The following is a 26,267-nucleotide window of genomic DNA, read 5'->3' as shown; positions in this document are numbered from 1 at the left end:
CGCTCAGCACTCCCGCATCGGCAGGAGGAAGGCGAACCGCGCGCGGATTTCCGCGTCTTCGTCCCAGTCCGGCACCTCGTCCCATTTCTCGTTCACGGTGACGCGGGAATCGTTGAGCCCATGCACCGAGCGGACGAACATGCGCCGCTCCGCGAATTCGGTGAAGCCGAACCGCTTGGGCGCCGTGCGGTGGCTGATCGCGAAAATGTTCTTGTCCTGCGCGCGCCCGATCATCGTTAGCCCCAGATTGATGAAACGGTAATTGTGTTTCAGCAGGCGTGGCGGCTGGCTTTCCAGATCCAGCCCGTAACCCCGCGGGAAAGTCACGAAATGCGGCAGCGCCTCCACCTTCAGCCCACCCGCGTCGCGGCGTTCGGCCAGCAGGGTCTCGAGCGTCTCCACGTAATCCGAGGCCAGCCCGTCATCGTCGTCCAGCACGACCTGCGCGACCGGCGCGTCGCCATGGACCCGCTTCATCCAGCGCGCCAGCCAGCGCCGGGCGGGCGAGAACCCCGCCTGCACGATCTTGAAGCGCTCTGTCGGCAGGGCGGCGGCGCAGATCGCCTCCAGTCGCTCGCGCGCCCAGTCGGGCAGGCGTTCGCTGGTCAGCAGGAAAAGATCGAAATTCTGCGACGACTGGCCCTTGAGCGAGGCCAGCGCCACCAGTTCGAGCAGCGCCAGCCGTGCCTCCAGCCTGTCGCGGTCGAAAAGCTGGCCGGGGTCTTCGGAAAACTCGCTCTTCCAACCGGATTTGCCCCAGAAGGAAAACCGGGTGCAGATCACAATTCTTGGAAGCTCGGCCATGCACGCACCGCTAAAACCCTGTCAGCGACACGATAACCACGTCTGGATCCGCCCATCAACCCCGGCGGGAATTATCCCGCCGTCCGGAGATCCTGGATCAACGCATCGACATTGCCGCCGCGCTTGTCGAGCATGGCGCCGATTTCCGTGCGTTCCGTCGCCAGCATGTTGATCCCCTCGATATAGAGGTTGAACATCTTGGGCTTTCCGCTCTTGTCGGAGACATGCCAGAGTACCTCGAAAGGTGCCTCGCCGCGCAGATCCGCGACCGAGACGACCTCGTAGAAGCTCTTGACCTTGCGGGTGTCCTGCACGCGGATCTCCCCGCCGATGAACTCGCGGAAGCGCTTGCCGTATTTGCGCGACAGGTAGCCCTGGAATGCCTCTGTGAACGCGCGGCGCTGACTGTTGTCGATCGACCGCCACTCCACGCCCAGCGCGCTGCGCGCGATGATCGGCACATCGGCATATTTCTGGAGAATGCCCTCGAAGCGCCTGTACATGGCCTGTTCGCGCGCGCCGGAATTGATGACCGAGTTTATGTCGGCCACGAGCCGGCTGATCAATTCGCGCGCCTCGTTCAGCGTCAGGGCCTGTGCGTGCAACGGCAGGGCGATCCCGGTGATGCCCGCCGCGAGGCCCATCACGACCGCGCGGCGGCCGGGTCTATTCGCTGTAGGGGTCGCTGTAGGGATCGCTGTACGGGTCCGTTCCATCCTGCGCGGCTGATGCATTTTGAGACTCCTCGGAATTCGCATACGGGTCGATATAATCACCGGATTTACCACCGCGAAGCTTGAATCTGCGATTCTGCAGGTAGATCATCCGTGCCTGTGCGTAACTATCTGCACTTTCATATAAAATCGAGTCGATCAAATCTCTGCGCTTACTGCGTGTGCTCAGTGCCGAACCGACATCCGCCCCGATATCGAGGAACCGCTCCGGCGAGCCGACGACCCAGCGGATCGGATTGGCAGCGAGGTCGACGAAAATCCCGGCCATGTCGCGGCTGGTGGTGGGGCCGATGAAGGTGGCTTCCACATAGCGGCCTTCGCGCACACCCCAGACATGCAGCGTCTCGCCGAAATCGGTGTCGTCCTGCTCGATCCCCATCTTGCGCGCCACGTCGAAAATCCCGACGATGCCCACGGTCGAGTTGATCGCGAAGCGCGCGGTGTTCTTCAACGCCCGCCCGATGCGCAGTTGCAGCACCTGGTTGACCACGTCCATCGGCACGTCGAGATTGTCGGCGAAATTGTTGATACCCTCCTGAACCGGTTCGGGCGTGATGGTGTCGTAGCCACGCGCCGCAGGGTCGATGAACGCCTTGTCCACCTCCTTGTTGAACTCGTGCGCGCCGCGGTTCCGTTCTTCCATCGGATCGTGGATGCCTGTCGGGATTTCCGCCGGGCCGCAGCTTGCGACCGCCGCGGAGCACAGGCAAAGCAAGGCTAGCGCACGGAGTTTCGAACTGGTCATACTTGCTTCACCTGTCCCAGCGATAGTCAACGATTTATTCATAGGCGCTATATATTAGCTGTGCAAATCCGGATTGCCATAGAACCACGAACTTGTGTCTTGGTCATGGCCGGTTTTCCGGACCATGCCCCGTAAAGGACATGGTTCGGCCACGGCAGCGGTATTTCAGGGGCGGTCGGAGGTGCAACCAGTGAACGCCAGGACCGGGGCAACGGAACTGCGCATGACGCTGTGGGGCAACACGCGGCTCTTCGCGGCGGTCTTCGTCTTCAGCGTCTTCGTCAATCTGTTGATGCTGACAGGGCCGCTCTACATGCTCCAGGTCTATGACCGGGTGCTCGCCAGCGGGTCCGAGGAGACGCTGGCCGCGCTCTCGATGCTCTCTGGCTTCCTGTTCCTGATGATGGGGCTCCTGGACCATGCCCGCGGCCGGGTGATGGCGCGGGCCGGGGCGCGGTTCCAGTCGCGCCTCGACGCCCGCGTCTTCGCGGCCGAGATGGATGCGGCCGCTCCGGGGGCTCGGGATCGCGGGCGCGGCGGCCTGCGCGATCTGGAGGATGTCCAGCGCCTGCTGACCGCCCCGGCGCTCACCGCGCTTTTCGACCTGCCCTGGACGCCGTTCTTCCTGGCCGCGATCTTTCTTTTCCACACCTGGCTGGGACTTCTGGCGACAGCGGGCACGCTGGGTCTGATCCTGCTCGCGGCACTCAACCAGTGGGCCACGGCGGGCCCGATGGGCAAATCCGCCGCCGCGGGCGCCGCCGCGGACCGCATCGCCGGCCGGGTCGCCGCAGAGGCCGAGACTGTTACCGGCCTGGGCATGCGGGGGGCCGCCTTCGCGCGCTGGAGCCACGCGCGTAACGACGCGCTGGCCCGCCGGATCGCCGCCAGCGACCGCGCCGGCAGCTTCGCGGTGGCAACACGGACGCTGAGGCTCTTCCTGCAATCGGCGATCCTCGGGCTCGGCGCATTGCTGGTGCTGCGGGGCGAGATGTCGGCAGGCGCGATGATCGCCTCGTCAGTCATCCTGGGCCGGGCGCTGGCGCCGGTGGAGGTCACCCTCGGCCAGTGGCGGCTGATCCAGGCGGCCCGCGACGGCTGGACCCGGCTCTGCGCCCTCCTGTCGGAGACACCCCCCGCCGCCCCGCGCACCGCGCTGTCCGCCCCCCGCGCCCGACTGGAGGCCACCGGCCTGACGGTGGTGCCGCCCGGCGGCGCCCGGCCGGTGCTGCACGGGATTGGCTTCCGGCTGGAACCCGGCCAGGCGCTGGGCGTGATCGGCCCCAGCGGATCCGGGAAAACGGCACTGGCCCGCGCCATCGCGGGGGTCTGGCAGCCTGCCTCGGGATGCCTGCGGCTCGATGGCGCCGCGCTGGACCAGTATGCGCCCGACGATCTGGGCCGGCATATCGGCTACCTGCCGCAGCGCGTGACGCTTTTCGACGGCACGATTGCCGAAAACATCGCCCGGCTCGCACCGGACCCGGACCCCGAAAAAATCGTAAAGGCCGCACGCAAGGCCGCGGCGCATGAGATGATCCTGCACCTGCCCGCCGGCTACGACACGCCGCTCTCGGCGCAGGGCGCGGGGCTCTCGGGCGGCGAGGTCCAGCGAATCGCGCTGGCGCGGGCACTTTTCGGCGACCCGGCGGTGCTGGTCCTGGACGAGCCGAATTCCAGCCTCGACCATGACGGATCGCAGGCGCTGAACGCTGCGATCCGGGCGGTGAAGGCGGCAGGCGGCGCGGTCGTCATCATGGCCCACCGCCCGGCGGCGATCCAGGAATGCGACCGCCTGCTAGTGCTGGAGGGCGGCGCGGCGCGCACGCAGGGCCCGCGCGACGCGGTGCTGGGACGCACGGTGCGCAATCTGCATGACCTGCGCGGGGCCTGGCCTGCCGGCGCGGCGGGCGCGTCGTGAACGTGGCCCGGACCTGGCCCGCCCGCGCCCCGCTGCTGCTGGGCCTCGCTGCGATGGCGGCGCTTCTGGGCGGCTTCGGCGCCTGGTCGGCGGGCGCCCGCATCGCCGGGGCGGTGATCGCACCGGGGCGTTTGGAAGTCGAGCGAAACCGGCAGGTCGTCCAGCATCCCGATGGCGGGGTTGCGGACCGAATTCTGGTCGAGGAGGGCGATTTCGTCGAAGCGGGGCAGCTTCTTCTGCGGCTCGACTCCACCCAGATGAGATCCGAACTGACCATTGTGGAGGACTGGCTCTTCGAACTGGCCGCAAGGCGCGGGCGGCTACTGGCGGAACGCGACGGTCGGCCTACGGTCGCGTTCGACGCGGCGCTCCGCGGGGAGGCGGCGCGTCGGGCTGGCCTGCGCGAGATGATCGACGGGCAGCGGCGGCTGCACGCCGCGCGGGCGCTGTCGCTGGCGCGAGAGACCGCGCAGCTTGGCAAGCGACAGGGCCAGATCGCCAGCCAGCGCGCCGGCCTGGCGGCGCAGCGCGGCGCGCTCGCGGCCCAGATTGAGCTGATCGGCGAGGAGTTGTCAGGCCAGCAAACCCTTCTGGACAAGGGCCTGGCGGAACGGCCGCGCGTGCTGTCGCTGCGGCGCGAGGCGGCGCGGCTCGAGGGCCGCGACGGCGAACTCGCCGCCGCCGACGCCGAGTTGCAGGGCCGCGCGACCGAGATCGCGCTGGAGGTGCTGAAGCTGCGTTCGACCCGCCGCGAGGCCGCCATCGCCGAACTGCGCGACCTGCGCGCGCAGGAGATGGAACTGGCCGAACGCCGGCGCGCCCTGACCGGCCGCCTGTCGCGGCTCGACATCCGCGCACCGGCCGCGGGATTCGTGCATGGGCTCACCGTTTCCTCGCCCGGCGCGGTGATCCGCCCGGCGGAAACCGTGCTCCGGATCGTGCCGCAGGACCGCCCGCTCATCATCGCCGCCGAGATCGCGACGGCGCATGTGGACGAGGTGCGTGTCGGGCAGGAGGTGCGCCTTCGCTTCCCCTCGCTCGGGGGCCGCCGCAGTCCGGAACTCCGCGGCCGGGTCACGAAACTCTCCGTCGACGCCTTCACCGACAGCGCATCGGGGCGGGCCTTCTACCGGGCCGAGATCATGCCGCTGGAAGGGGAGTGGGCGCGGCTTTCCGGCATCGACCCGCTCCCCGGAATGCCGGTGGAGGCCTACCTGAGCACCGCCGAGCGCAGCCCGTTGGCCTATCTCGTCCGACCGCTCACGGACTATTTCACGCGGGCCTTCCGCGAGCCCTGAGATCGAGGCTTTCCCCGGCAAGGCGACGGCGTTAGCCTGCGCCGCAAAGCGACAAGGGAGATGCGCGCATGAGCTCGAAATTCGAATCACGTCTGGCCGAGATGGGCGTGACCCTGCCTGAGGCCCCCGCCCCCGCCGCCAATTACGTACCCTTCGTGGTGGCTGGCAATCTCGTCCATGTCTCCGGCCAGATCTCGGTCGACAACGGCACGCTGATCACCGGCAAGCTGGGCGACACGATGACGATAAACGAAGGCCAGGCCGCGGCGCGGGTCTGCGCGATCAACCTGCTGGCGCAGGTCAAGGCGGCCTGCGGCGGCGATCTGGACCGGCTGGAACGGGTCGTCCGGCTGGGTGGCTTCGTGAACTGCACGCCGGATTTCACCGACCAGCCCAAGGTCATCAACGGCGCGTCGGATTTCATGGGCGAGGCGCTCGGCGAGGCCGGCAAGCATTCCCGCGCCGCCGTCGGCTGTGCGGCGCTGCCCCTTGGCGTGGCGGTGGAGATCGACGGGATATTCCAGATCCGCGCATGACGCCGCTACCCGCCCCCTTCCTGCGGCTGCCGCTCGCCCATCGCGGGCTGCACGACCGCGCGGCGGGGGTGATCGAGAATTCACCCGCCGCAATCGAGGCGGCCATCGCCGCGGGCTACGGCATCGAGATCGACCTGCAGCTTTCGCGCGACGGGCAGGCGGTGGTCTATCACGACTACGCCCTGCACCGGCTGACGGGTGAGACCGGCCCGGTGCGCCAGCGCGATGCGCTCGATCTGGGCCGCATCGCGCTGGCCGGCAGCGCGCGGACGGAGACGATCCCGACCTTCGCCGAGGTGCTGGCGCTGGTCGCCGGGCGCGCGCCGCTGCTCGTGGAGATCAAGGATCAGGACGGCGCGCTGGGCCCCGATACCGGGACGCTGGAACGCGCCGCGGCGCGCGACCTTCGCAACTACGCCGGGCCGGCCGCGGTGATGTCCTTCAACCCCTATGCGGTCGCGGCCTTCGGAGCGGCCGCACCTGATGTGCCGCGCGGGCTGACCACATCGGCCTTCCGGCCCGAGGACTGGCGCCTTCTGCCGGTGGCGCGCGCCGCGGCGCTGCGCGGCATCCCGGATTTCGACCGCGTCGGGGCCACCTTCATCTCGCATGAGGCTGCCGACCTGGCGCGCCCGCGCGTCGCTGCCCTGAAAAAGACGGGCGCGGCCATCCTGTGCTGGACCGTCCGCTCGCCGCAGACCGAGGCCGAGGCGCGCCGGGTCGCCCACAACATCACCTTCGAAGGCTATCGCCCGGCGCTGCCGCCGGGTTGACCCCGCGGGGAGAGGCGCCATTTCAAGAGAATGCCACGAGGCGGGAGGCCATGCGCGACGACACCAGCATAGAGATCTCGGTGCTCTCCGGGCTCGGCGCGATCGACGCCGGGGAGTGGGACGCCTGCGCCTGCCCCGAGACCGCGGATGGCGGCCGCCCGCACGATCCGTTCACGACGCACCGTTTCCTCAGCGCGCTGGAAAGGTCCGGCTCGGTCGGGGCGGGCACCGGCTGGCGGCCGCATCACCTGGTCGCACGCGCTGAGGGACAAATCATCGCCGTCGCGCCGCTTTACGCCAAGACCCACAGCCAGGGCGAATACGTCTTCGACCATAACTGGGCGCATGCCTATGAACGCGCGGGCGGGCGGTATTACCCCAAGCTGCAATGCGCGGTGCCCTTCACCCCCGCAACCGGCCGCCGATTCCTGACCCGGCCGGGATACGAGACCGCCGGACAGGCCGCGCTGGTGCAGGGCGCGGTGCAACTGGCCGCGGAAAACCGGCTCTCATCGCTGCATGTTACCTTCTGCACCGAAACCGAGGCCGAGGCGGGCCGGGCGATGGGGCTGATGCACCGCACCGGCCAGCAGTTTCACTGGCGCAATGACGGCTACAGCGATTTCGACGCCTTTCTCGCCACGCTGGCCTCGCGCAAGCGCAAGGCGATCCGCAAGGAACGCCGCACCGCGCAGGCATTCGGCGGCACGATCCGCACGCTGACCGGCGACGCGATCCGCCCCGCGCACTGGGACGCGTTCTGGAACTTCTATCAGGACACCGGCGCGCGCAAATGGGGCATGCCCTATCTGACGCGGGACTTCTTCGAACGCGCGCATGAGAGCCTGCGCGGCGACATCGCGCTGGTGCTGGCCGAACGCGACGGGCGCGAGGTGGCGGGCGCGCTGAACTTCATCGGCCGCGACACGCTCTACGGCCGCTACTGGGGATGTGTCGAGGAGCATCCCTGCCTGCATTTCGAAACCTGTTACTACCAGGCCATCGACTTCGCCATCGCGCAGGGCCTCGCCACCGTGGAGGCTGGGGCGCAGGGCGCCCACAAGCTGGCGCGGGGCTACATGCCGGTGACCACGCATTCGCTGCACTGGATCGCCGATCCGGGCTTCAGCGACGCGGTCGAGCGCTATCTGGAAGCGGAACGGGCCGCCGTGGACGAGGAGATCGAGGTTCTCACCGCCTATGGCCCGTTCCGCAAGACACGGACGGAGGAGACATGACCGAGAAACTGACCGAGACCGAACGGGGCACCGACCTGGAGCCGCTGCTGGAAAGCGGCTGGCAGATGGCCGAGGGCCGCGATGCGATCACCAAGAGCTTCACCTTCACCAATTTCGTCGAAGCCTTCGGCTGGATGACGCGCGCCGCGCTCTGGGCCGAGAAATGGAACCACCACCCGGAATGGTTCAACGTCTACAAGACGGTGGAGGTGACGCTCTCGACCCATGACGTGGGCGGGCTGAGCCCGCTCGACATCAAGCTCGCCCGCAAGATGGACAAGCTGGCCGAATAGAAACGGGCCGGGGAATTCCGGGGAAGAAACACCCGAAAGCCCCATAGACTTGGCCCACCGCGCCGGTGTAAGGGCGCCCGTGCGGCCCGGCGGATGCGCGCCGGAGGAACGAACAGAGGGACATCATGGAACTTCAGCAGCTAATGGAAGAACTGGGCGCCTACGCCCCGCTCGTGATCAACGGCGTCAAGGCGCTCATCGTCCTCATCATCGGCTGGGTGGTGGCCGGGCTGGTCAGCGGCATGGTCCGGCGCCGGGCGCTGGCCAATCCGCGGATCGACGACACGCTGGGCAGCTTCATCGCCGGGATGCTCAAATGGGTGATCCTGCTGATGGTGCTGATTGCGGTCCTCAACCTCTTCGGGATCGAGGCAACGAGCCTAGTGGCCATGCTGGGCGCCGCAACGCTGGCGATCGGACTGGCGCTTCAGGGCACGCTCAGCGACCTCGCGGCGGGCTTCATGCTGATCCTCTTCCGGCCCTACCGGCTGGGCCAGTACGTGGATATCGCGGGCACGTCGGGGACGGTGAAGGATCTCAACCTTTTCGTCACCGAACTGGCGACGCCCGACAATGTGCAGATCATCGTGCCCAACGGCCAGGCCTGGGGGGCGATCATCACCAATTTCTCCGCCCACGATACCCGGCGCGTCGATCTGACCTTCGGGATCGACTATGGCGACGACGCCGACAAGGCGATGAAGATCATCGCCGATCTGGCCGGGGCGGACTCGCGTGTCCATGACGATCCCGCACCCTGGGTCCGCGTGACCAATCTGGGCGACAGTTCCGTCGATCTGACAGCGCGGCTCTGGTGCGATGCGGCCGATTACTGGGATGTGAAATTCGACATGACGAAGGCGGTGAAGGAAGCCTTCGACAAGGGCGGCGTCTCGATCCCCTATCCGCATTCGGTGGAAATCCAGAAAGCCGGCTGACGCCCCTTTGCGGGGCCGAAGGGCGGGGCGGTGCCCGGACGGATCCGCCCCGTCCTTGCGCGTCACATGGCCGCGACCAGCGCCTCGCCCGCGGAGATCTCGCAGGTGCCGGGGCTGTCTTCCTGGTTGAGGATCTTCACCTCGCCGTCCTCCACCAGCATCGCATAGCGCTTGGACCGGCTCAGCAGCCCCGCGGGCGGCGCGTCGAAGGCCATGCCGATCGCGTGGGTGAATGCCGCCTCGGCATCCGCCAGCATCGTGATCCCGGCGTTTTCGGCGCCCGTCGCCTCGGCCCAGGCCTTCATCACGAACGGGTCGTTGACCGAGATGCAGATCACCTCGTCCACGCCCTTGGCCTTGAGCGCGTCCATGCTGCGCATGAAACTCGGCACATGGGCGGAATGGCAGGTCGGTGTGAATGCGCCGGGAACGGCGAAGATCGCCATCTTACGCCCGGCCGTCAGATCCTGCAGCGCCACCGCCTCGGGCCCCTCCGCGCCGACGCGCATCAGGGTCGCGCCAGGCAGCTTGTCTCCTGTCGAAATCGCCATCTGTCCCTCTTTCTCAGATTGAATTCGCCTGCTTGAGTCATATAGGCTCCGCCCGGTTCGGGGCCAGCGAAAACGCGCCCCTCAAGACTGGATCGGAAAAGATGGCGCATTTTGTAGTGGTCGGGGCCGGGCAGGCGGGGGCATCGCTCGTCGCGAAACTCAGGAGCGAAGGTTTCACCGGGGAGATCACACTGATCGGGGCCGAGGACGTGCCGCCCTATCAGCGCCCGCCGCTGTCGAAAAAGTATCTCCTGGGCGAAATGGAACTGGAACGGCTCTACCTGCGCCCGCGCGCCTTCTACGACGACCAGAACATTGCGCTGCGGCTGGGCCGGACGGTAACCGCCATCGACCCGGCGGCGAAAACCGTTGCCCTGGATGGCGAGACGATCGGCTACGACCAGCTTGCGCTGACCACCGGCTCGCATCCGCGGCGCCTGCCCGACGCGATCGGCGGCGCGCTGGACGGCGTCCATGTGGTGCGCAACCTCGCCGATGTGGACGCGATGGCGCCGGAATTCAGGCCAGGTGCACGCGTGCTGATCGTCGGCGGCGGCTATATCGGGCTGGAAGCCGCCGCGGTCGCCGCCATGAAGGGGCTGAAGGTGACGCTGGTCGAGATGGCCGAGCGCATCCTGCAACGGGTCGCAGCACCCGAAACCTCGGATTTCTTCCGCAACCTGCACCGGAGCCACGGCGTCGATATCCGCGAAGGGGTCGGGCTGGACCGGCTCACCGGCGAGGGGCGGGTCAGCGGCGCGCGGCTCTCCGACCGCACCGAACCGGAGGCCGATTTCGTCATCGTGGGCGTGGGCATCAAGCCGGCCACTGAATTGGCCGAAGCCGCCGGTCTGGCGGTGGAGAACGGGATCCGCACCGATGCCAGGGGGCGAACCTCCGACCCGTCGATCTGGGCGGCGGGCGATTGCGCCTCCTTGCCCTGGCATGGTAACCGCATCCGCCTCGAAAGCGTGCCCAACGCCATCGACCAGGCCGAGGCCGTGGCCTGCAACATGCTCGGCGCGGACCGCGACTATGTCGCGACGCCCTGGTTCTGGTCCGACCAGTATGACGTGAAGCTGCAGATCGCCGGGCTCAACACCGGCTATGACAGCGTGGTCACCCGCCGGGGCGAGGGCGCGGTCAGCTTCTGGTACTATCGCGGCGACCGGCTGCTGGCGGTGGACGCCGCCAACGACCCGCGCGCCTACATGGTCGGCAAGCGCCTGATCGAGGCCGACCGCAGCGCCGACAAGGCCGTGGTCGCCGATGCCTCCGCCGATCTCAAACCCCTGCTGAAATAGCGGCGGCGCCATGCGCATCATCTCGGGCAAGCATCGCGGGCTCAGGCTGGCCGCGCTGGGACGCGGCGACGCCGGCGCCCATCTGCGCCCCACCAGCGACCGTGTGCGCGAGAGCATCTTCAATCTGATGGCGGGCGGCGGCCACGGCGACCCGGTCACCGGGGCGCGCGTGCTCGATCTTTTCGCCGGCACCGGCGCGCTGGGGCTCGAGGCGCTCTCGCGCGGCGCGGCCCATGTCACTTTCGTGGATGACGGCGCGAAAGCACGCGCGCTCATCCGCGAGAATATCGAAAAATGCCAGGCCCAGGGCGCGGCGAAGCTCTGGCGGCGCGACGCGACCCGCCTGGGCGAAAACCGCGGCGCCCCCTTCGATCTGGTTTTTCTCGACCCGCCCTATGGCCGCGGCCTGGGTGAAACCGCGCTGGCCGCGGCACGCGCGGACGGCTGGCTCGCGCCCGGCGCGCTCATCGTCTGGGAGGAAGGCGCGGCGCCCACAATCCCCGACGGGTTCGCCCTGCTCGATCAGCGCCGATATGGCGATACCGTGATCACCCTGCTCCGCGCGGCCTGACCGCCCGCGCCCGCCCGGCTTGCTCTGGTCGAAATATTCCCGCCGGAGGCTCCGGCCCGGGCCACCCGCGCCGCCGGTGGCCATCCTAGAAAAACCGCTCCAGCGGCCCCCAATCCGCGACCCGCAGGCGCACCGGCAGGGTCAGCACCCTGGGCCGGAACTCCGCTGGCAGGCGCACCGCGTCCTTTTCCGTGGTCACAAGCTGCGCAGCGCAGGCGCCCGCCTCCGCCTCCAGCCGTGCCAGCAGACGCGGCGTCAGCGCCTGGTGATCCTCCAGCGCCACGCAGCGCATCATCCGTGCGCCGAGCCCGCGCAGCGTCGCGAAGAACTTCTCCGGATGGCCGATGCCGGCGAAGGCCAGCACCTCCATCCCCTGCCAGTCCATTCCGGTGCGCAAGGGCTCCAGCGCGCCGCGCAGCAGCGGCACGGGCAGCGCGTCACCCCAAGCCGCGTCGAAACCCGCCTGCGCCGCCGCGTCGCCGATCGCCAGCACCGCGTCGGCCCGCGCCAGCCCCACGGCCACCGGCTCGCGCAGCGGACCCGCCGGGATCACCCGCCCGTTGCCGAAACCCAGCCGCGCATCCGCGACTACCAGCGCCGCGTCATGCGCCAGCGCCGGGTTCTGGAACCCGTCATCGAGCAGGATCGCATCCGCCCCCGCCGCAACCGCCGCCCGCGCCCCCGCGGCCCGGTCGCGCGCCACCCAGACCGGCGCGAAGGCCGCCAGCAGGAGCGGCTCGTCGCCCACGTCGCCCGCCTCGTGACGCCGGGGATCGACAGCGACCGGTCCGGCCAGCCGTCCGCCATACCCGCGCGAGACCACATGCGGGCTCCGCCCCGCCGCCTGCAGCCGCTCCAGCATCGCGATCACGCTGGGCGTCTTGCCGGTGCCCCCAGCACTCAGATTGCCCACGCATATCACCGGCACGCCGACCCGTGCCCGCCCGCCCCGCGCCAGCCGCCGCGCGGTGCCCGCGGCATAGAGCGCACCAAGCGGGGCAAGCAGCCGCGCCGCCATGCCGGGCCGTTCCGGCGGAAGCTGCCAGAAGCCCGGCGCCCGCATCAGCCGGCCGCACCCGGTTTCGGCAGCCGGGCGAGCAGCACGTCGAGCGTGCGTTCCGTCACTTCCGCCCCGGCCGAGCAGACCTCCCAGGCGGCATGGGCCAGCGCGGCGGCCTTGTCGGGCGGCAGCACTTCGACAAGCCGCGCGCCCAGACCTTCTGCGTCCTGCACCTCCAGCGCGCCGCCGGCGGCGGCCAGCCGGGCATAGACATCCGCGAAATTCGCCACATGCGGGCCATGCAGGATGGCCGAGCCCAGCGCGCCGGGCTCGAACGGGTTGTGGCCGCCGATCTCCACCAGCGAGCCGCCGACGAAACTCACCGGCGCCAGCCGGTACCACAGCCCCATCTCGCCCAGCGTGTCGGCGATGTAGATCTGCGTCTCCTCCTCCGGTTCCTCATCGGCGGATCGCAACGCCACCTCCCAGCCCGCTTTGCGCAGGGTCCGCGCGATGGCCGGGCCGCGTTCGGGGTGGCGCGGCGCGATGATCAGCAGCAGCCGCCGCGCCGAGCGCGCAGCCTCGGAATGGGCGGTGACGACGATCTCCTCCTCGCCGGGATGGGTGGAGGCCGCCAGCCAGACCGGCCGCCGGTCGAGCTGCGCGGCCAGTGCGGCGCGCTCGGCCTCGTTGCACGGCAGCGCGGCGGAGCCTTCCTTGAGCGTGCCGGCCACCTCGATCCGGCTCGCCGGCACCCGGAGGCGGCGCAGATACCCGGCCGTGACGCGGTCCTGCGCCAGGACGTGGTCGAAACTCCCCAGCAGCGAGCGCAGCAGGCCCCGCGCCCAGCGCCAGCGCTTTTGCGAGTTCCGCGACATTCGTGCGTTGACCAGCACCATCGGCACCCCGCGCCGGTGTGTCTCATGCATCAGCCGCGGCCAGAACTCGCTTTCCGTCCAGACCGCCAGGTCCGGTTTCCAGTGATCGAGGAACCGCACCACCGCGGCGCGGATATCGAGCGGAACATACTGGTGCAGCGTGCGCGGCGGCAGCCGCGTGGCCAGGATGGTGGCCGAAGTGACGGTGCCCGTCGTCACCAGGAAATGCGCCTCCGGCCGCGCCTCGCCCATGCGGCGGATCAGTTCCAGCAGCGAAAGCGTCTCGCCGACGCTGGCGGCATGGAACCACACCAGCGGCCCCTCGGGCCGGTCGGCACCGGGCGCCCCCATCCGCTCGCCGATCCGGGGCGCGTCCTCCTTGCCCTCGGACAGCCTGCGGTCGAGCAGACGCCGCGCATAGCCGCCGGCATGCGCGGAGAAGAGCAGATAGGCGGCAAGAGCGGGGGAATATCCCATGACCGGGCCGGTCAGGTGCCGAGTTCCTCGGTCGGCCCGGCCTCGGCCTCCTCGTCGCGGAGCCGGTGCAGATGCGCGATGAAATAGCGCATATGTGCGTTGTCCACGGTCCGCTGGGCTTCCGATTTCCAGGCGTCATAGGCGCTCTGGTAATCGGGAAACATGCCGACGATATGGATGTCGTCCACGTTCTTGAAGACCTTTTTCGTCGGGTCCACAAGCTCTCCGCCGAAGACTAGATGCAATCGCTGGACCATGCCGGCCTCCCGTTGTGTTCAGGACGCGCGCAGCCTATCGCACCGCCCGCCGGGGTCAAGGTGCGGAACCCGCCCGATCAGCCCGGCCGGAGCCGCGCCAGCAGCCCGGAATGCAGCGCCGCGCCGCCCGCCACCACGCCGGGCTGGAGCGCGCGCGGGCTGTTGAAGCGGAAGGCCGCGCCGGTGCGGTCGCTGACCTGCCCGCCGGCCTCGGCCACGATCAGGCTGCCTGCGGCGATGTCCCACTCCCAGGCATCGCGCAGCGTCACCATGCCGTCGAACCGGCCCTGCGCCACGAGGCAGAGCCGATAGGCAAGCGACGGACGGTGGTGGCGCGTGACGGGCGGCACCCCGCCGGGCCAGAGCGCCGGGTCGAGCTGCGGACGCGCAGCCAGCAGGTCCGCGCCGTCCAGCGTCGCGCCGGTCACCGAGATGGGCGCATCGTTCAGCCGCGCCCCGGTGCCCGGCGCGGCCTCGAACATCAGGTCGAGCATCGGCAGGTAGACCGCCGCCGCCACGACGCGCCCGGCCTCTGCCACGGCCAGAGAATGAGCGAAGGCCCGGCTGCCATCGATGAAGGCCCGCGTCCCGTCGATCGGATCGACGATGAAGACCCGCCGCGCATCCAGCCGGTCGGCGCTGTCGGGCGTCTCCTCCGAAAGCCAGCCATAGCCGGGGCGCGCGGCAGTCAGTTCGGCGCGCAGCATCCGGTCGATTTCCAGGTCGGCCTCGGTCACCGGCCCTGCACCCGCGCTCTTGTCCCATGTCGCGGGGGCCTGACCGAAATGCCGCGCCGCGATCCGCCCTGCGTCCCGCGCCGCACCGATCAGCAGCGCCAGGTCATTCTCCGGCAAGCGTCATCCCCTCGACCAGCAGGCTGGGCACGACGCGGCTGAGATGGGCGCGCGCATCGTTGGCCGGCGTCAGGCGCATCAGCATCTCGCGCAGATTGCCCGCGATGGTGCATTCGTTGACTGGCCAGGCGATCTGCCCGTTCTCGACCCAGAACCCAGAGGCGCCGCGCGAATAATCGCCCGTCGTCGGGTTGATCGTGGACCCGATAAGCGACGTGACAAGCAGCCCGGTGCCCATCGCCACGGCGAGTTCCTCGCGGCTTTGGGTGCCCTGCGTCAGCGCCACGTTGGAAACCGCCGGCGCCGGCGGCTCCGAGACGCCGCGCGACGCGTTGGCCGTGCTCTGCATGTTCAGCTTGCGCGCCGTGGCCAGGTCGAGCGTCCAGCCCGTCAGGATACTGCCCGCAACGATGTCGCGCGGCGTGCAGGGCAGGCCCTCGCCATCGAAGGGCCGCGAGGCCGAGGTGCGCGGACGCAGCGGGTCCTCCGTCAGGCTCAGCGCAGGCGGCAGCACCGGGGTTTCCAACGCGTCCAGCAGCCAGCTCGATCCGCGGGCGACCGAGCTGCCATTGACCGCCACAAGCAGGTGCCCGATCAGCGAGACCGCCACGCGCTCGTCGAAGAGAACCGGCCAGGCGCCGGTTCGGGGGCGGCGCGGGTTCGCGGCGGCGGCGGCCCGTTCGCCCGCCCGCCGGCCGATCTCGGCCGCGTCGGGCAGGTCGGCCTGGAACACGCGGCTCTCGGCCGCGTAATCGCGTTCCATCTTCAACCCCTCGCCCGAGATCGCCACGCAGGAGAGACTGCGCGAACTGCGCGCATAACCGCCCGCGAAGCCGTTGCTGGCCGCCAGGTGCAGGCGGCGGTGCGAATAGGAAGCCGAAGCGCCCTGCACCTGCGACACCCCCCGCACGGCCAGCGCCGCGGCCTCGGCGGCGCGGGCATCCTCCTCCAGCGCGTCGGGCGCGGGTTCGGGCGACGGGTCCGCCAGTTCCAGCGCCCCGGCATCCCAGCCGCGGGCCAGTTGCGACGGATCGGCCAGCCCGGCGGTCGGGTCGTCGGGGGCCTCGCGGGCCATCGCGACAGCGCGCGCGGCCATCTCGGCGATGGTCTCCGCCCGCGTGTCGGAGGCCGAAACGCTGACCTGCCGCGCGCCCAGGATCACCCGCAGGCCGATATCGGTGCCTTCCGCGCGCTCCGCATGTTCCAGTTTTCCGTGCAGCACATCGACCGAAAGCGCGTGCCCCTCCACCGCCAGCGCGTCCGCGGCGTCGGCCCCGGCGCGGCGCGCCGCCTCCAGCAGCGATGCGGTGAGTGTCGCAAGCTCGTCGGCCATGTCATGTCCTGTCAAGGAAGCCCGGCGCCGGGTTAGCGCATTCGCGGCACGCCCCGCAAGGCCGGCCCACGGCAAACGGGCCGGGTCCCCGCGCGAGGCGGATCAGTTCAGCGGCTGGCCGTTGGCGAGGATCTTGCCTTCCGGCGTGACCTCGATGCGCGAGGTTACAGTATCCGCGTCCTGCCCTGGCACGGTGAACATGGCCATCATCATCCGCACGCCCATCATCTGTTCCTCGGGCACCAGGCCCATCTTCACCAGATTGTCGAGCAGCGCGTTGCCGCCCACGAGTTTCAGGTCCACAGCGCCGTCTGGCTGCGGAAAGCCGTTCATCATCTCGGTCTTGCTGTTGTCGAAGGTGAAGGCGCCGTCGCCGGTCAGTTCTGCCCCGCCCACGGTAAGCTGCAATTTCCGCAGCTTCAGTTCTTCGAGTTCGGCGGGCGGGCCATCGAGGTTTTCCATCGCGTGCGGATTGCTCATCATGTCGACCAGCATCCGGGCCTTGCCCGTCAGATCGACGATCAGCGTGGCGGGCCCGTGTTCCAGCGCGTTGCCGGGGTCCAGCATCATCCAGAGCCGTTCGTCGATCACGAGATCGCGCATGCTGTAAAGCAGCTCGAAATCCCGCGGCTCCTCGGTCTTCGCGGTCGGGAAGAGCAGCTTGAAAGCGGTGCGGCCGATCGAGGCCTTGAGTTCGGGGAACGGCATTTCCGAGGCGCGGATCGTGTAATCCAGCGACTCGACATCGCTGGCATAGCTCAGTTCCTCGGCCGCCGCGGACAGATCGAACGTGCCGGCCTTGCCGACGCTCTCGACCTGAACGGTCTCGCCGTCCTCGACGACTTCGACGGCAGAAGTCATCGTCGCAACCTCGGAGTCGAACCTGTAGCTCCCGCCGGCGGCGAACGGATTGACGACCGTCGCCATGTTCACCAGATCGCCGGAGAAGGTCGCGGCGATTCCGGTCGCAGCTATATCCATGTCGAGCGTCGAGTCCTTCGACGGATCGACGAAATTAATTTTCACCTTCATGCTGTCCGCCGTGCCGTCGCCGGTCAGGCGCAGCTTCGGCCCGCCGATATTCTCGGCGATGTACTGGCCCGCAAGCGATGTCAGGGTGAAATTCAGGACCAGGGGCGCTTGTTCGCCCTCCACCTCGATACTTGCATCGTCGATCCCGAGGCGCCCGATCTCGTAGTCGTGGATCATCCGTTCCGGCGTCCCGCTGATCAATACGCGGTAGTCGTCATAGCTCAGGGTTATGTCGAACTCCGCGGGCTTGCCGTCCTCGGCCTCGGCCGAGCCGACGACCCGCTGGTCCGGCGACATGGTCATCTCGACGGTTCCGTCGCCGCGTTCGCGCAGGCGTATCCACTCGACCCGCGATGTGGCGTTGGCCTCTGACTGGATGCTCGTGGCGGTGACGTCGCCCAGCACCAGCGTGTTGCCGTCCATGTCTTCGGAGCCCGCCGCCAGTGTCTGCCCCACATGGCCGGACATGGACTTCCAGGCCTCCCAGACCTCGCGGGCATTGACATCCGCGCTGGCGGCCGTGGCGGTGATCGCAGTGACGCCAAGCGCCAGGATCGGAATGACGGTGAGTTTCATGCAAAATCCTTTTGGAGATAGGTTGGCTTAAGGATCGGGTGCCCCCGCCGCAGGGTCAAGACCCAACGGGCCGAAACACTGCGGCCGCGGACTGGAAACAGGCGCGACGCTGGGATAATCAGGGCCGGTGCGGCTACGGAGGACACGATGACGGCGATTACGGGAAAGACGGTTCTGATCACCGGCGCGAGCCGCGGGATCGGCGCCGCGGCGGCGCGGCGCTTCGCGGCTCTGGGGGCGCAGGTCGTGCTTCTGGCGCGCTCCACCGAAGAAATCACCGCCCTGGCCGAGGAGATCACCCGCAGCGGCGGGCAGGCCCTCGCCCAACGCTGCGACGTGGCGATATACGGCGACATGGAGGCCGCGATCCGCGCCGCGCAAAAGACGTTCGGCCGCGTCGATGTGCTGATCGGCAATGCCGGGGTGATCGAGCCGATCGGCCCGATATCCGCGATTGACCCCGAGGCCTGGGGACGGGTGATCGACATCAACCTCAAGGGCATCTTCCACGGCATGCGCGCGGCGATGCCAGCGATGCAGGCACAGGGCGGCGGCACGATCATCACCATATCGTCGGGTGCCGCGCATAACCCGCTGGAGGGCTGGAGTCATTACTGCGCCTCCAAGGCCGGCGCGGCGATGCTGACGCGCTGCGCCGACAAGGAAGGCCGCGCGCAGGGCATCCGCGCGATGGGCCTCTCTCCCGGCACCGTCGCCACCGACATGCAGCGCGAGATCAGGGCTTCGGGCGTGAATCCGGTCAGCCGTCTGGACTGGTCGGAGCATATCCCGCCGGAATGGCCGGCCGAGGCGCTGGTCTGGATGTGCGGCCCGGATGCCGAGGAATTCGCCGGGCAGGAAGTGTCGCTCCGCGACGAGGCGATCCGCCGCCGCATCGGGCTGGTCGCATGATCCGGCTCGACAAGGGCGCGGCGCGCTGGACCCTGACGCTGGACCGGTCCGACAAGGCCAATTCCCTCACCCGTGACATGATGGAGAGCCTCGATGCGCACGTGGCCGGGGCTGCGGAAGCGGGTATTCGCGTGCTGGTCCTGACCGGCGCGGGCCGGGTCTTCAGCGCCGGCGCCGATCTGGAGGAGGCCCGCGCCGGGCTGGCCACGGACGCGGTCTGGGAACGCCTGTCGGCCCGGATCGCCGCGCTGCCCTGCCTGACCGTCGCGGCGCTCAACGGCACGCTGGCGGGCGGAGCCTTCGGCATGGCGCTGGCCTGCGATCTGCGTGTCGCGGTCGAAGGGGCCCGGTTCTTCTACCCGGTGATGAAGCTGGGCTTCCTTCCGCAGCCTTCGGATCCGGGGCGCATGGTGGCGCTGATGGGTCCGGCGCGCGCCAAGCTCGTGCTGGCGGGCGGCGCGAAGCTGACCGCCGCCGAGGCGCTGGCCTTCGGGCTGGTGGACCGGGTGACGGCGGCCGACGGGCTGACGGCGGAGGTCGATGCGCTGGCCGCCGATGCCGAGGCCGGCAAGGCCGATGTTCTGGGCGCGATCAAGCGACTCTGCACCCCGTGATGCGCACGGAGCCGTTGCAGAACCGCGTCACGCCGGAAGGCCGGATCATCGCGGTCGCGGCACGCGGCGGGCTGATGGGCAATCGCGGCATCCTGCACGACGCGGCGCAGCGGCTCGGCACCGCGCGCTGGAGGCACCGCAACTGGATCGCCTGCCGGCTGGAGTTTCGCGGCCGCCACCGCGCGGTCATGCAGCCCGGCCGCTATACAGAGCTATTCTTCCTCGACGAGGCGGTTTCGCTGGCCGCCGGACACCGGCCCTGCGCCGAATGCCGCCGCGCGGATTACGAGCGTTTCCGGGACGCCTGGCAGGAGGCTTTCGGCACGCGACCCGGCGCGACGGAGATCGACGGCGCGCTGCACATCGCACGGGTACGGCGGAACCGGGCGCAGATCACCCATGAAGCCGATATGGGGCACCTGCCGGAGGGAACCTTCATCCACTGGGCGGGCGCGCCGCATCTGGTCCTGCGCGACCGTCTGCTGCCCTATGCGCCGGAAGGCTACGGCGCGCCCGCGCCGCGCCCGGCAAGCGGCCGCGTCACGGTGCTGACCCCGCGTCCTTGCGTGGCGGTGCTGGTGGCGGGATACCGTCCGGCCCTGCATTCGTCGGCGGAATGACGGCCGCGGGAACGGCGGCTGGTATCGGGGCGGGTGCGACGGCAGGCACGGCAGCGACGGCGGTACGCGGCAGCGGCCAGCGTTCGACCAGGATCACCGCCAGCCCCGCAATCACCACCGCGCCACCCGCCAGCGACTGCGCGGTCAACACCTCGCCCAGGAAGATCCCGCTCGCAAGGATCGAGAAGACCGGCAGCAGGAGCAGGAAGGGCGCGACCTGGCTGACCGGGTGACGCCGCACGAGCACATTCCACATGCCATAGCCCAGCGCCGTCATGACCAGGCCCAGATAGACCACCGTGCCCCAGACCACCCAGTCGGCGCTGCGGATCGCCGCGACATGGCCGGTCTCGAAAATGAGCGACATCACAAAGAGCTGCGGCGCGGCGCAGACCGCGATCCAGGCGGTCACGGTCAGGCCGTCGATATCCTCCAGCGCACGGATCATCGCTTGCCCCACCGCCCAGACGAAGGCGCCCGAGACGACCAGCAGGACCGACACCCAGGCGCTGGCGACGCTTGGTTCGCCCGCGATCAGCGCGACGCCCGCGAAGGCCAGCGCGATGCCCAGCCATTTGCGCAGGCCCGGACGCTCGCGCAGCGCGACCGCCCCGATCAGCACCAGGAAGGGCACTTCGAGCTGCACCACCAGCACCGCGACCGAGGCATCGAGCCCCTTGAGCCCCGTGAATGTCAGGCTGTACTGCACAGCAGACGCGATGAAGGCGATCAGCGCGAGGCGCCCGATATGGGCCAGCGGCGGGCGCACGAACCACACCAGTGCCAGCGCCGTGACGGAGAAGCGGAAGGCCATCAGCAGGATCGGCGGAAAATGCGCGATCGCGGCCTTGGAAAAGACGAAACCCATGCCCCAGATCAGGGCGACGGAGACGCCCATGAGGATGTCGATTGCGGAAAGACGGCTGACCATGCGGGCCACCTGAAGATACCGGGCTCGCAACGCCCTATTGCGCGGCGCGTTCGACCGGCATCATCCTCACCCGCCCCGGACTTGATCCGGGGCCTCTTTCATCCCTTGGGTGCAAGGCCCCGGATCAAGTCCGGGGCGGGGCAGGCGTAACTCCGATCGACCGCATCCCGCTGTAGCAGAACTTCGCGCGCGCGCCCAACGCATTTGCACGGCGCCTCATTCAATAGTTCGCGCGCGGGTCCGGTCAGCTTCCCAGCTTGTCGTCGAGAACGGAGGAGAAATCCTCGTAACTCATATTGGAAAATTTGTCGCCATTGATGACGAAGCTGGGCGTGGAGGTGATGTCGTCGGCTTTCGCGGTCTCCTGGTAGCGGGCCACCAGCGCCTCGGCATGCTGCTGGTCCGACAGGCAGGCGTCGAGTTCCGCGTCGCCAATACCTGCGATCTTGCCCAGCTTGCGCAGGTTGCCGACGATCTGGCTGGCGTCCTCGCCCGAGAGCCATTCGCGCTGGCGCTCGTAGATCATGTCGGCAATGCCGAAATACCGCTCCGGCCCTCCGCAGCGCGCGACCATCGCGGCCCATAGCCCGAACCGGTCGAAATAGACCTCGCGGTGGATGAAATGGATCTTGCCGGTGTCGATGTAGTCGGCCTTCAGCTTGCCGAAGACGGTCTTGTGGAAATTCGCGCAATGCGGGCAGGTGAAGGAGGCGTATTCGATCACCTTGACGGAGGCGTTCGCGTCGCCAAGCGCCATATCCTCGATGCCCGAGGTGTCAACATCGTCGGCGCTCTGCGCCAGGGCTGCGCTGAAGAAACTGCCGGCCCCGAGGCTCAGCATGGCGGCGGGAAGCGTGGCGATGAAACGTCTGCGGTCCATGAAAGGGCCCTTCCTGTGGTCTATTGGGTGTTGCGGGTTAACACGTTCCGCGCCAGCGCTTCCAGCGCGCTGCGCAGCCCCTCGTCATGCACGCCCTCGGCGGTTTCATGCGCGGCCTGGCGGATCTGCGGCGACGGCGCGGCGGGCGCGGCGGCGGGCGTCGCCCCGGCAAAAGCCGCCTGCGCCTCGGCGAAGCCTTCGGGTGCGGTCTGGGTGATGCGGATACGGGAGATGGCGTTATAGCCGTAGCAGGCATTCACGCGGGCGCGGATCTTCGGCTCCTCGGCCTGGAGCATCGGCGCGTTGGCGCCGGTGGTCAGCACGGTCAGCGTGGCGCCGAACCCCTGCCGGCCATAACCTATCTTGACGGGATGGGCGATGCGCGCGGTCTCGGCCCCAACGATATCGGCCCAATGGGTCAGAAGCCGCGCCACCGCGAAACCGCGCTTCTCCCCCGCGCCCTGAAGATGAGGCTGGATCAGGCTGGACGTCCGCTCGAAGCCACGGCTCCGGCGGGTATGTCCTGTCGGTTTTTCTGTCTTCGGTTTGGCGGCCATGCCTGTCTTTACGCTCTGTTGATCCTATTGTAACCGGCACGGGCATGTGTTCCAGACATTTGCGGAATATGGGGGCATAAAGTTTGTGTGAGGGCGGTTTGAGCGGAATGTTGCTGGACTGGTACGACCGCCACGCGCGCGATCTGCCCTGGCGCGTCCCGCCTGGCGCGGCCGTGCGGCCCGATCCCTACCGCGTCTGGCTGTCCGAGGTGATGCTCCAGCAGACGACGGTGGCGGCGGTGCGCGGCTATTTCGGGCGCTTCACCGCGCGCTGGCCCGACGTGGCGGCGCTGGCGGCGGCCGGGGACGATGCCGTGATGGCCGAATGGGCGGGGCTCGGCTATTACGCCCGCGCCCGCAACCTGCTGAAATGCGCCCGCGCGGTGGCGCGGGACCATGCCGGGCGCTTCCCCGACACACGCGAGGCGCTGCTGGCGCTGCCGGGCATCGGCCCCTACACCGCCTCGGCCATCGCGGCCATCGCCTTCGACCGGCCGGAAACGGTCGTGGACGGCAATGTGGAACGGGTGATCGCGCGCCTGCACGCGGTGGAGGATCCCCTGCCCGGCGCCAAGAAGGCACTGGCCGCCCATGCCGCCGCGCTGACCCCCCAGAACCGGCCGGGCGACTACGCGCAGGCGGTGATGGACCTGGGCGCCACGATCTGCACCCCGAAATCGCCGGCCTGTGGCATCTGCCCCTGGCGCGAGCCCTGCGCGGCGCGCGCCGCCGGTCGCACGGCGGACCTGCCGCACCGCGCGGCGAAGGCCCCCAAGCCGGTGCGGCTGGGCCATGCCTATGTGGCGCGGCGCGCCGATGGCGCCTGGCTGCTGGAACGGCGTCCGGATCGCGGGCTTCTGGGCGGGATGCTGGGGTGGCCCGGATCGCACTGGTCCGCCGCGCCGGAGCCCGCCCCGCCGGTCGCCGCGGATTGGCAGGTGCAGCCGGAAGAGGTGCGCCACACCTTCACCCATTTCCACCTGCGCCTGCGCGTGCATACCGCCCGGCTGCCGGACGCGGCGGCGCCGGAGGGCTGCGTCTTCCTCGACCCCGCCGCCTTCCGCCCCGGCGACCTGCCCACCGTGATGCGCAAGGTCTTCGACATGGCGCGGCATGCCTTCTGACGCGGCGACAGGCCTCCGCGACGCGATTGTGCAGGCACGGTGATGGGGATAGACTGCGCCACGGGGGCGAGGAGACAGGCGGAGGTCACGATGGTCCCGGCATCCGAGGTCGCGAAACTGCACAACGCGCTGCCCTTCTGGCTATCGCTCAGTTTCGTTCCGATCCTGATGATCGCCGCGACGCAAGGCGGCTGGACGCTGGCGCTTCTGCCCGTCTATGGCTGGGTGATCGTCTCGATCCTCGATGCCTTCGCCGGGCTGAACCTGGAGAACGCGGACCCCGACACGCCGGAGCCCGACCTCTTCTGGTACCGGCTGGTCACACTGGTCTGGTTCCCGGTCGAGTTCTGCGCGGTCTTCGGTACGATCTGGTATGTCAGCGCGACCGATCACCTGGCCTGGTGGGAGGCGATCCTGCTCTTCTTCGGGGTCGGCATGATCTCGGGCACAGTGGGGATCAACTATGCGCATGAGCTGATGCACCAACGCTCGCGGCTGGAACGCTGGATGGGCGACCTGCTGATGGCGATGGCGCTCTACGGCCATTTCCGGTCCGAACATCTGCTGGTGCACCATTCCTGGGTCGGCACCCCGCGCGACCCGGTGACGGCGCGCTACAACGAAGGCTTCCACCGGTTCTTCCCGCGAGTGCTGCGGCAATGCCTGGTCTCGTCCTTCCGCGCGGAGAAGGCGAAACTGGCGCGCAAGGACCTGCCCTGGCACCATCGCAGCAATCCCTTCTGGCGCTACTGGGCCTTGCAGGGCCTCTTCCTGGCGCTGGCCTTCGCCATCGGCGGCTGGGCGGGGCTGGGGCTTTTCGCCTACCAGGCTTTCATCGCAGTCTGGCAACTGGAGATGGTCAACTACATCGAGCATTACGGGCTGACTCGCGAACATCTGGGCGACGGCCGATATGAGCATGTGCAGCCCCGGCATAGCTGGAACGCGGCGCAGAAGGTTTCCAACTGGCTGCTGATCAACCTGCAACGCCATTCCGACCATCACTACAAGCCGAACCGGCGCTTCCCGCTGTTGCAGAACCATGCCGAAGGCGAAGCCCCGCAACTGCCCTACGGCTATCCGGCGATGACCGCGCTTTCGATGGTGCCGCCGCTCTACAAGCGGGTGATGAACCCGCGCGTGCGCGCGTGGCGCCGGCACTACTATCCCGAAATCGAGGACTGGAAACCCTATAACAAGGGGATGCTGCCGCAGCCGAAAGGCGCGTGAGAGCCCCGCTGCCCGCCATATTCTCGACCTTTTTCGGGACTATCCATTCCGGTGGGGCTTTGTGCGACGAGGGTGCAGCATGAAGATGTTCAGGAAAAACGCCAAGGCAGCGGACCCGGTCCTGCGCGCCGTAGAGCCGCCGGAACAGAAACCCGCCAACGCCGTGCCCGTCTTCCGCAGCAGCCGCGCGCCGAACGGTCCCCGTCTCGACATCGTTCCGGCGAAGGACACGTCGCCCGTATCGAATGGCGAGCCCCGCAGCGCGCGCATGGCACCGCCGAAATCCGCGCGATCCAGTTTCTGCATCGAGAACGTCACCTCCTCGATGCATGCCGCACGGGCGTCGGCGCGAGACGGCTAGAGCGCCATTCCGAAATCTTTATCCGCATTGCGGCCGATGGCCCGTTGTCAGACGGGCCGCGCGAGCAGGGGAAGAACCTCCGCGCCATGCAAGATGTCGCAGATTGGAGGGGCGCGCTTCTAGGCCGCCGCTTCCTCCACCGGCAGGTGCCCGGACTTCATGTAGATCAGGCAGCCCTCGGTCGAGAACGGCGTGTGCTCCGACAGATGCGGATTGCGCAGCCAGGTTCCGGCGGGGTAGTGGCCGTGCTCGTCCTCGAAGACGCCCTCCAGCACGAAAATCTCCTCGCCGCCGCGATGGCTGTGACGGTGGAACCGCGTGCCCGGCGCCCAGCGTTCCAGCGCCACACACTCGTTCGGAGCCTCGTGCAGCGGCAGGACCGACAGGCCTTCCACTTCCCCCGGCACAAAGGTGGCGTGGGTCGTGTCGATATGCTTCTGCTCCTGATCCTCGGGGAGGAACTGGTGCAGCTTGACGAAGATGGTGCAGCCGGGATCGGTATGCGGCGTGTGGCTCGTGCCCACCGGATTGCGCACATAGAAGCCCGCCGGGTAGTCGCCGCTTTCGTCCGAGAATACGCCGTCGAGCACGAAGAACTCCTCGCCCCCGCCGTGGGTATGGGCGTCGAAGCGCGAGCCGGGCGCGAAACGCACGATCGTGGTGGCACGCGCCACCTCGTCGCCGATGCGGTCCAGCATCATGCGGTCCACGCCGCTGGCCGGGGAGTGCACCCATTCGTAATCCTCGGGCCGGACGACAACCCGCTTGGTGAAATCTGCATTGATTCGCATTTCGGGGCCTCCTGTTCCCGGTATTCCATCTGAGCATTCTCGCCCATTCGTCAAGTAGGCACAAAAATGCCCCGTCCACGGCAAGCGGGACGGGGCAGTCGGGTGCCATGTCTGGCCACAGGCACCGGCGGTAT

General features: G+C 68.7%; 29 protein-coding genes. 15 read left to right on the top strand and 14 right to left on the bottom strand.

Annotated features, from left to right (window positions below; translation table 11 throughout):
• Positions 1 to 3: 3 nt before the first annotated feature.
• The 3 genes from DDZ14_RS09695 to DDZ14_RS09685 form a co-directional block, all read right to left on the bottom strand.
• On the bottom strand, positions 4 to 804 hold the full coding sequence (locus DDZ14_RS09695; RefSeq protein ID WP_109424765.1) for a glycosyltransferase: 801 nt from the start codon (positions 802 to 804) through the stop codon (positions 4 to 6).
• A 71-nt stretch (positions 805 to 875) separates the two neighbouring features.
• Positions 876 to 1,448: a phospholipid-binding protein MlaC gene (locus tag DDZ14_RS09690; protein ID WP_233252536.1), complete on the bottom strand. Its 573-nt coding sequence runs from the start codon at positions 1,446 to 1,448 to the stop codon at positions 876 to 878.
• A 22-nt stretch (positions 1,449 to 1,470) separates the two neighbouring features.
• Entirely contained in the window at positions 1,471 to 2,283 is an 813-nt protein-coding gene (locus tag DDZ14_RS09685; RefSeq protein ID WP_109424763.1) for a VacJ family lipoprotein, read from the bottom strand.
• Between the two features lie 223 nt (positions 2,284 to 2,506).
• Between DDZ14_RS09685 and DDZ14_RS09680 the strand changes: the two genes are divergently transcribed.
• From DDZ14_RS09680 to DDZ14_RS09650, 7 genes are all read left to right on the top strand, one after another.
• Positions 2,507 to 4,204, top strand: a complete 1,698-nt coding sequence (locus DDZ14_RS09680; RefSeq protein WP_109424799.1) for a type I secretion system permease/ATPase — start codon at positions 2,507 to 2,509, stop codon at positions 4,202 to 4,204.
• Complete coding sequence (locus DDZ14_RS09675; RefSeq protein WP_109424762.1) at positions 4,201 to 5,502, top strand: HlyD family type I secretion periplasmic adaptor subunit; 1,302 nt, start codon at positions 4,201 to 4,203, stop codon at positions 5,500 to 5,502. Before DDZ14_RS09680 ends, DDZ14_RS09675 begins: the two co-directional genes overlap by 4 nt.
• 68 nt (positions 5,503 to 5,570) lie before the next feature.
• Positions 5,571 to 6,038, top strand: a complete 468-nt coding sequence (locus tag DDZ14_RS09670; RefSeq protein ID WP_109424761.1) for a RidA family protein — start codon at positions 5,571 to 5,573, stop codon at positions 6,036 to 6,038.
• A complete protein-coding gene (locus DDZ14_RS09665) occupies positions 6,035 to 6,811 on the top strand; it encodes a glycerophosphodiester phosphodiesterase family protein (protein ID WP_109424760.1) in 777 nt (258 codons plus the stop codon). Before DDZ14_RS09670 ends, DDZ14_RS09665 begins: the two co-directional genes overlap by 4 nt.
• A 50-nt stretch (positions 6,812 to 6,861) precedes the next feature.
• Positions 6,862 to 8,049, top strand: a complete 1,188-nt coding sequence (locus DDZ14_RS09660; protein ID WP_109424759.1) for a GNAT family N-acetyltransferase — start codon at positions 6,862 to 6,864, stop codon at positions 8,047 to 8,049.
• Complete coding sequence (locus tag DDZ14_RS09655; RefSeq protein WP_109424758.1) at positions 8,046 to 8,342, top strand: 4a-hydroxytetrahydrobiopterin dehydratase; 297 nt, start codon at positions 8,046 to 8,048, stop codon at positions 8,340 to 8,342. The genes DDZ14_RS09660 and DDZ14_RS09655 overlap by 4 nt, the downstream gene beginning before the upstream one ends.
• 125 nt (positions 8,343 to 8,467) lie before the next feature.
• Positions 8,468 to 9,280, top strand: coding sequence for a mechanosensitive ion channel family protein (locus tag DDZ14_RS09650; RefSeq protein WP_109424757.1), 813 nt, complete (start codon positions 8,468 to 8,470; stop codon positions 9,278 to 9,280).
• A gap of 62 nt (positions 9,281 to 9,342) precedes the next feature.
• Here the strand turns inward: DDZ14_RS09650 and DDZ14_RS09645 are convergent, their stop codons facing one another.
• On the bottom strand, positions 9,343 to 9,831 hold the full coding sequence (locus tag DDZ14_RS09645; RefSeq protein WP_109424756.1) for a peroxiredoxin: 489 nt from the start codon (positions 9,829 to 9,831) through the stop codon (positions 9,343 to 9,345).
• Positions 9,832 to 9,932: 101 nt separating this feature from the next.
• Between DDZ14_RS09645 and DDZ14_RS09640 the strand changes: the two genes are divergently transcribed.
• Together DDZ14_RS09640 and rsmD are read left to right on the top strand one after the other, a co-directional pair.
• A complete protein-coding gene (locus tag DDZ14_RS09640; RefSeq protein WP_109424755.1) occupies positions 9,933 to 11,135 on the top strand; it encodes an NAD(P)/FAD-dependent oxidoreductase in 1,203 nt (400 codons plus the stop codon).
• A 10-nt stretch (positions 11,136 to 11,145) separates the two neighbouring features.
• On the top strand, positions 11,146 to 11,706 hold the full coding sequence (rsmD, locus tag DDZ14_RS09635; protein ID WP_109424754.1) for a 16S rRNA (guanine(966)-N(2))-methyltransferase RsmD: 561 nt from the start codon (positions 11,146 to 11,148) through the stop codon (positions 11,704 to 11,706).
• Between the two features lie 85 nt (positions 11,707 to 11,791).
• On the opposite strand, the gene lpxK is transcribed toward rsmD, so the two are convergent.
• The 6 genes from lpxK to DDZ14_RS09605 form a co-directional block, all read right to left on the bottom strand.
• On the bottom strand, positions 11,792 to 12,769 hold the full coding sequence (lpxK, locus tag DDZ14_RS09630) for a tetraacyldisaccharide 4'-kinase (protein WP_109424753.1): 978 nt from the start codon (positions 12,767 to 12,769) through the stop codon (positions 11,792 to 11,794).
• Positions 12,769 to 14,061 (bottom strand): 3-deoxy-D-manno-octulosonic acid transferase, encoded by a 1,293-nt coding sequence (locus DDZ14_RS09625; protein WP_109424752.1) that lies wholly within the window; start codon positions 14,059 to 14,061, stop codon positions 12,769 to 12,771. The genes lpxK and DDZ14_RS09625 overlap by 1 nt, the downstream gene beginning before the upstream one ends.
• 11 nt (positions 14,062 to 14,072) lie before the next feature.
• Positions 14,073 to 14,318: a DUF4170 domain-containing protein gene (locus DDZ14_RS09620; RefSeq protein WP_109424751.1), complete on the bottom strand. Its 246-nt coding sequence runs from the start codon at positions 14,316 to 14,318 to the stop codon at positions 14,073 to 14,075.
• A 77-nt stretch (positions 14,319 to 14,395) separates the two neighbouring features.
• The gene (locus tag DDZ14_RS09615; RefSeq protein WP_109424750.1) at positions 14,396 to 15,172 is read right to left on the bottom strand and encodes a 3'(2'),5'-bisphosphate nucleotidase CysQ; all 777 of its coding nucleotides are present in this window, start codon (positions 15,170 to 15,172) and stop codon (positions 14,396 to 14,398) included.
• Positions 15,159 to 16,505, bottom strand: coding sequence for a TldD/PmbA family protein (locus DDZ14_RS09610; RefSeq protein ID WP_109424749.1), 1,347 nt, complete (start codon positions 16,503 to 16,505; stop codon positions 15,159 to 15,161). The genes DDZ14_RS09615 and DDZ14_RS09610 overlap by 14 nt, the downstream gene beginning before the upstream one ends.
• 102 nt (positions 16,506 to 16,607) lie before the next feature.
• A complete protein-coding gene (locus DDZ14_RS09605; RefSeq protein WP_109424748.1) occupies positions 16,608 to 18,113 on the bottom strand; it encodes a DUF2125 domain-containing protein in 1,506 nt (501 codons plus the stop codon).
• A 147-nt stretch (positions 18,114 to 18,260) separates the two neighbouring features.
• On the opposite strand from DDZ14_RS09605, the gene DDZ14_RS09600 reads away from it, so the two are divergent.
• From DDZ14_RS09600 to DDZ14_RS09590, 3 genes are read left to right on the top strand one after another with little or no spacing between them, the layout of a single operon-like run.
• Positions 18,261 to 19,025 carry an SDR family oxidoreductase gene (locus DDZ14_RS09600; RefSeq protein WP_109424747.1) on the top strand — a complete coding sequence of 255 codons (765 nt, stop codon included), beginning with the start codon at positions 18,261 to 18,263 and terminating at the stop codon, positions 19,023 to 19,025.
• Positions 19,022 to 19,639: an enoyl-CoA hydratase/isomerase family protein gene (locus DDZ14_RS09595; protein ID WP_109424746.1), complete on the top strand. Its 618-nt coding sequence runs from the start codon at positions 19,022 to 19,024 to the stop codon at positions 19,637 to 19,639. The genes DDZ14_RS09600 and DDZ14_RS09595 overlap by 4 nt, the downstream gene beginning before the upstream one ends.
• Positions 19,639 to 20,259: a hypothetical protein gene (locus tag DDZ14_RS09590; protein WP_109424745.1), complete on the top strand. Its 621-nt coding sequence runs from the start codon at positions 19,639 to 19,641 to the stop codon at positions 20,257 to 20,259. The genes DDZ14_RS09595 and DDZ14_RS09590 overlap by 1 nt, the downstream gene beginning before the upstream one ends.
• On the opposite strand, the gene DDZ14_RS09585 is transcribed toward DDZ14_RS09590, so the two are convergent.
• The 3 genes from DDZ14_RS09585 to DDZ14_RS09575 form a co-directional block, all read right to left on the bottom strand.
• The gene (locus DDZ14_RS09585; protein WP_109424744.1) at positions 20,180 to 21,190 is read right to left on the bottom strand and encodes a DMT family transporter; all 1,011 of its coding nucleotides are present in this window, start codon (positions 21,188 to 21,190) and stop codon (positions 20,180 to 20,182) included. The two genes, DDZ14_RS09590 and DDZ14_RS09585, sit on opposite strands and share 80 nt — an antisense overlap.
• 244 nt (positions 21,191 to 21,434) lie before the next feature.
• Positions 21,435 to 22,070: a DsbA family protein gene (locus tag DDZ14_RS09580; RefSeq protein ID WP_109424743.1), complete on the bottom strand. Its 636-nt coding sequence runs from the start codon at positions 22,068 to 22,070 to the stop codon at positions 21,435 to 21,437.
• A 20-nt stretch (positions 22,071 to 22,090) separates the two neighbouring features.
• Positions 22,091 to 22,627 carry a DUF721 domain-containing protein gene (locus DDZ14_RS09575; protein ID WP_109424742.1) on the bottom strand — a complete coding sequence of 179 codons (537 nt, stop codon included), beginning with the start codon at positions 22,625 to 22,627 and terminating at the stop codon, positions 22,091 to 22,093.
• Positions 22,628 to 22,734: 107 nt separating this feature from the next.
• Here DDZ14_RS09575 and mutY point away from each other — a divergent pair, with 107 nt between their 5' ends.
• From mutY to DDZ14_RS09560, 3 genes are all read left to right on the top strand, one after another.
• Positions 22,735 to 23,751, top strand: coding sequence for an A/G-specific adenine glycosylase (gene mutY, locus DDZ14_RS09570; RefSeq protein WP_109424741.1), 1,017 nt, complete (start codon positions 22,735 to 22,737; stop codon positions 23,749 to 23,751).
• Between the two features lie 90 nt (positions 23,752 to 23,841).
• Positions 23,842 to 24,981, top strand: coding sequence for an alkane 1-monooxygenase (locus DDZ14_RS09565; RefSeq protein ID WP_109424740.1), 1,140 nt, complete (start codon positions 23,842 to 23,844; stop codon positions 24,979 to 24,981).
• Positions 24,982 to 25,060: 79 nt separating this feature from the next.
• The gene (locus DDZ14_RS09560; RefSeq protein ID WP_109424739.1) at positions 25,061 to 25,342 is read left to right on the top strand and encodes a hypothetical protein; all 282 of its coding nucleotides are present in this window, start codon (positions 25,061 to 25,063) and stop codon (positions 25,340 to 25,342) included.
• A gap of 119 nt (positions 25,343 to 25,461) precedes the next feature.
• On the opposite strand, the gene DDZ14_RS09555 is transcribed toward DDZ14_RS09560, so the two are convergent.
• Positions 25,462 to 26,133, bottom strand: a complete 672-nt coding sequence (locus tag DDZ14_RS09555; protein WP_109424738.1) for a cupin domain-containing protein — start codon at positions 26,131 to 26,133, stop codon at positions 25,462 to 25,464.
• Between the last annotated feature and the right edge of the window lie 134 nt (positions 26,134 to 26,267).

This window comes from Maritimibacter sp. 55A14 (assembly GCF_003122205.1).
In the GTDB taxonomy this organism is placed as follows: Bacteria; Pseudomonadota; Alphaproteobacteria; order Rhodobacterales; family Rhodobacteraceae; genus QEYE01.
Note: the sequence above shows the minus strand (reverse complement) of the source record. Positions and strands in the feature narration are given on the sequence as shown.

Excerpts from the sequence above, each read along its gene's own strand:
- DDZ14_RS09695 (WP_109424765.1), bottom strand. The coding sequence starts at position 804 with ATGGCCGAGCTTCCAAGAATTGTGATCTGCACCCGGTTTTCCTTCTGG.
- DDZ14_RS09690 (WP_233252536.1), bottom strand. The coding sequence starts at position 1,448 with ATGGGCCTCGCGGCGGGCATCACCGGGATCGCCCTGCCGTTGCACGCA.
- DDZ14_RS09685 (WP_109424763.1), bottom strand. The coding sequence starts at position 2,283 with ATGACCAGTTCGAAACTCCGTGCGCTAGCCTTGCTTTGCCTGTGCTCC.
- DDZ14_RS09680 (WP_109424799.1), top strand. The coding sequence starts at position 2,507 with ATGACGCTGTGGGGCAACACGCGGCTCTTCGCGGCGGTCTTCGTCTTC.
- DDZ14_RS09670 (WP_109424761.1), top strand. The coding sequence starts at position 5,571 with ATGAGCTCGAAATTCGAATCACGTCTGGCCGAGATGGGCGTGACCCTG.
- DDZ14_RS09665 (WP_109424760.1), top strand. The coding sequence starts at position 6,035 with ATGACGCCGCTACCCGCCCCCTTCCTGCGGCTGCCGCTCGCCCATCGC.
- DDZ14_RS09660 (WP_109424759.1), top strand. The coding sequence starts at position 6,862 with ATGCGCGACGACACCAGCATAGAGATCTCGGTGCTCTCCGGGCTCGGC.
- DDZ14_RS09655 (WP_109424758.1), top strand. The coding sequence starts at position 8,046 with ATGACCGAGAAACTGACCGAGACCGAACGGGGCACCGACCTGGAGCCG.
- DDZ14_RS09650 (WP_109424757.1), top strand. The coding sequence starts at position 8,468 with ATGGAACTTCAGCAGCTAATGGAAGAACTGGGCGCCTACGCCCCGCTC.
- DDZ14_RS09645 (WP_109424756.1), bottom strand. The coding sequence starts at position 9,831 with ATGGCGATTTCGACAGGAGACAAGCTGCCTGGCGCGACCCTGATGCGC.
- DDZ14_RS09640 (WP_109424755.1), top strand. The coding sequence starts at position 9,933 with ATGGCGCATTTTGTAGTGGTCGGGGCCGGGCAGGCGGGGGCATCGCTC.
- rsmD (WP_109424754.1), top strand. The coding sequence starts at position 11,146 with ATGCGCATCATCTCGGGCAAGCATCGCGGGCTCAGGCTGGCCGCGCTG.
- lpxK (WP_109424753.1), bottom strand. The coding sequence starts at position 12,769 with ATGCGGGCGCCGGGCTTCTGGCAGCTTCCGCCGGAACGGCCCGGCATG.
- DDZ14_RS09625 (WP_109424752.1), bottom strand. The coding sequence starts at position 14,061 with ATGGGATATTCCCCCGCTCTTGCCGCCTATCTGCTCTTCTCCGCGCAT.
- DDZ14_RS09620 (WP_109424751.1), bottom strand. The coding sequence starts at position 14,318 with ATGGTCCAGCGATTGCATCTAGTCTTCGGCGGAGAGCTTGTGGACCCG.
- DDZ14_RS09610 (WP_109424749.1), bottom strand. The coding sequence starts at position 16,505 with ATGGCCGACGAGCTTGCGACACTCACCGCATCGCTGCTGGAGGCGGCG.
- DDZ14_RS09605 (WP_109424748.1), bottom strand. The coding sequence starts at position 18,113 with ATGAAACTCACCGTCATTCCGATCCTGGCGCTTGGCGTCACTGCGATC.
- DDZ14_RS09600 (WP_109424747.1), top strand. The coding sequence starts at position 18,261 with ATGACGGCGATTACGGGAAAGACGGTTCTGATCACCGGCGCGAGCCGC.
- DDZ14_RS09595 (WP_109424746.1), top strand. The coding sequence starts at position 19,022 with ATGATCCGGCTCGACAAGGGCGCGGCGCGCTGGACCCTGACGCTGGAC.
- DDZ14_RS09590 (WP_109424745.1), top strand. The coding sequence starts at position 19,639 with ATGCGCACGGAGCCGTTGCAGAACCGCGTCACGCCGGAAGGCCGGATC.
- DDZ14_RS09585 (WP_109424744.1), bottom strand. The coding sequence starts at position 21,190 with ATGGTCAGCCGTCTTTCCGCAATCGACATCCTCATGGGCGTCTCCGTC.
- DDZ14_RS09580 (WP_109424743.1), bottom strand. The coding sequence starts at position 22,070 with ATGGACCGCAGACGTTTCATCGCCACGCTTCCCGCCGCCATGCTGAGC.
- DDZ14_RS09575 (WP_109424742.1), bottom strand. The coding sequence starts at position 22,627 with ATGGCCGCCAAACCGAAGACAGAAAAACCGACAGGACATACCCGCCGG.
- mutY (WP_109424741.1), top strand. The coding sequence starts at position 22,735 with ATGTTGCTGGACTGGTACGACCGCCACGCGCGCGATCTGCCCTGGCGC.
- DDZ14_RS09565 (WP_109424740.1), top strand. The coding sequence starts at position 23,842 with ATGGTCCCGGCATCCGAGGTCGCGAAACTGCACAACGCGCTGCCCTTC.
- DDZ14_RS09560 (WP_109424739.1), top strand. The coding sequence starts at position 25,061 with ATGAAGATGTTCAGGAAAAACGCCAAGGCAGCGGACCCGGTCCTGCGC.
- DDZ14_RS09555 (WP_109424738.1), bottom strand. The coding sequence starts at position 26,133 with ATGCGAATCAATGCAGATTTCACCAAGCGGGTTGTCGTCCGGCCCGAG.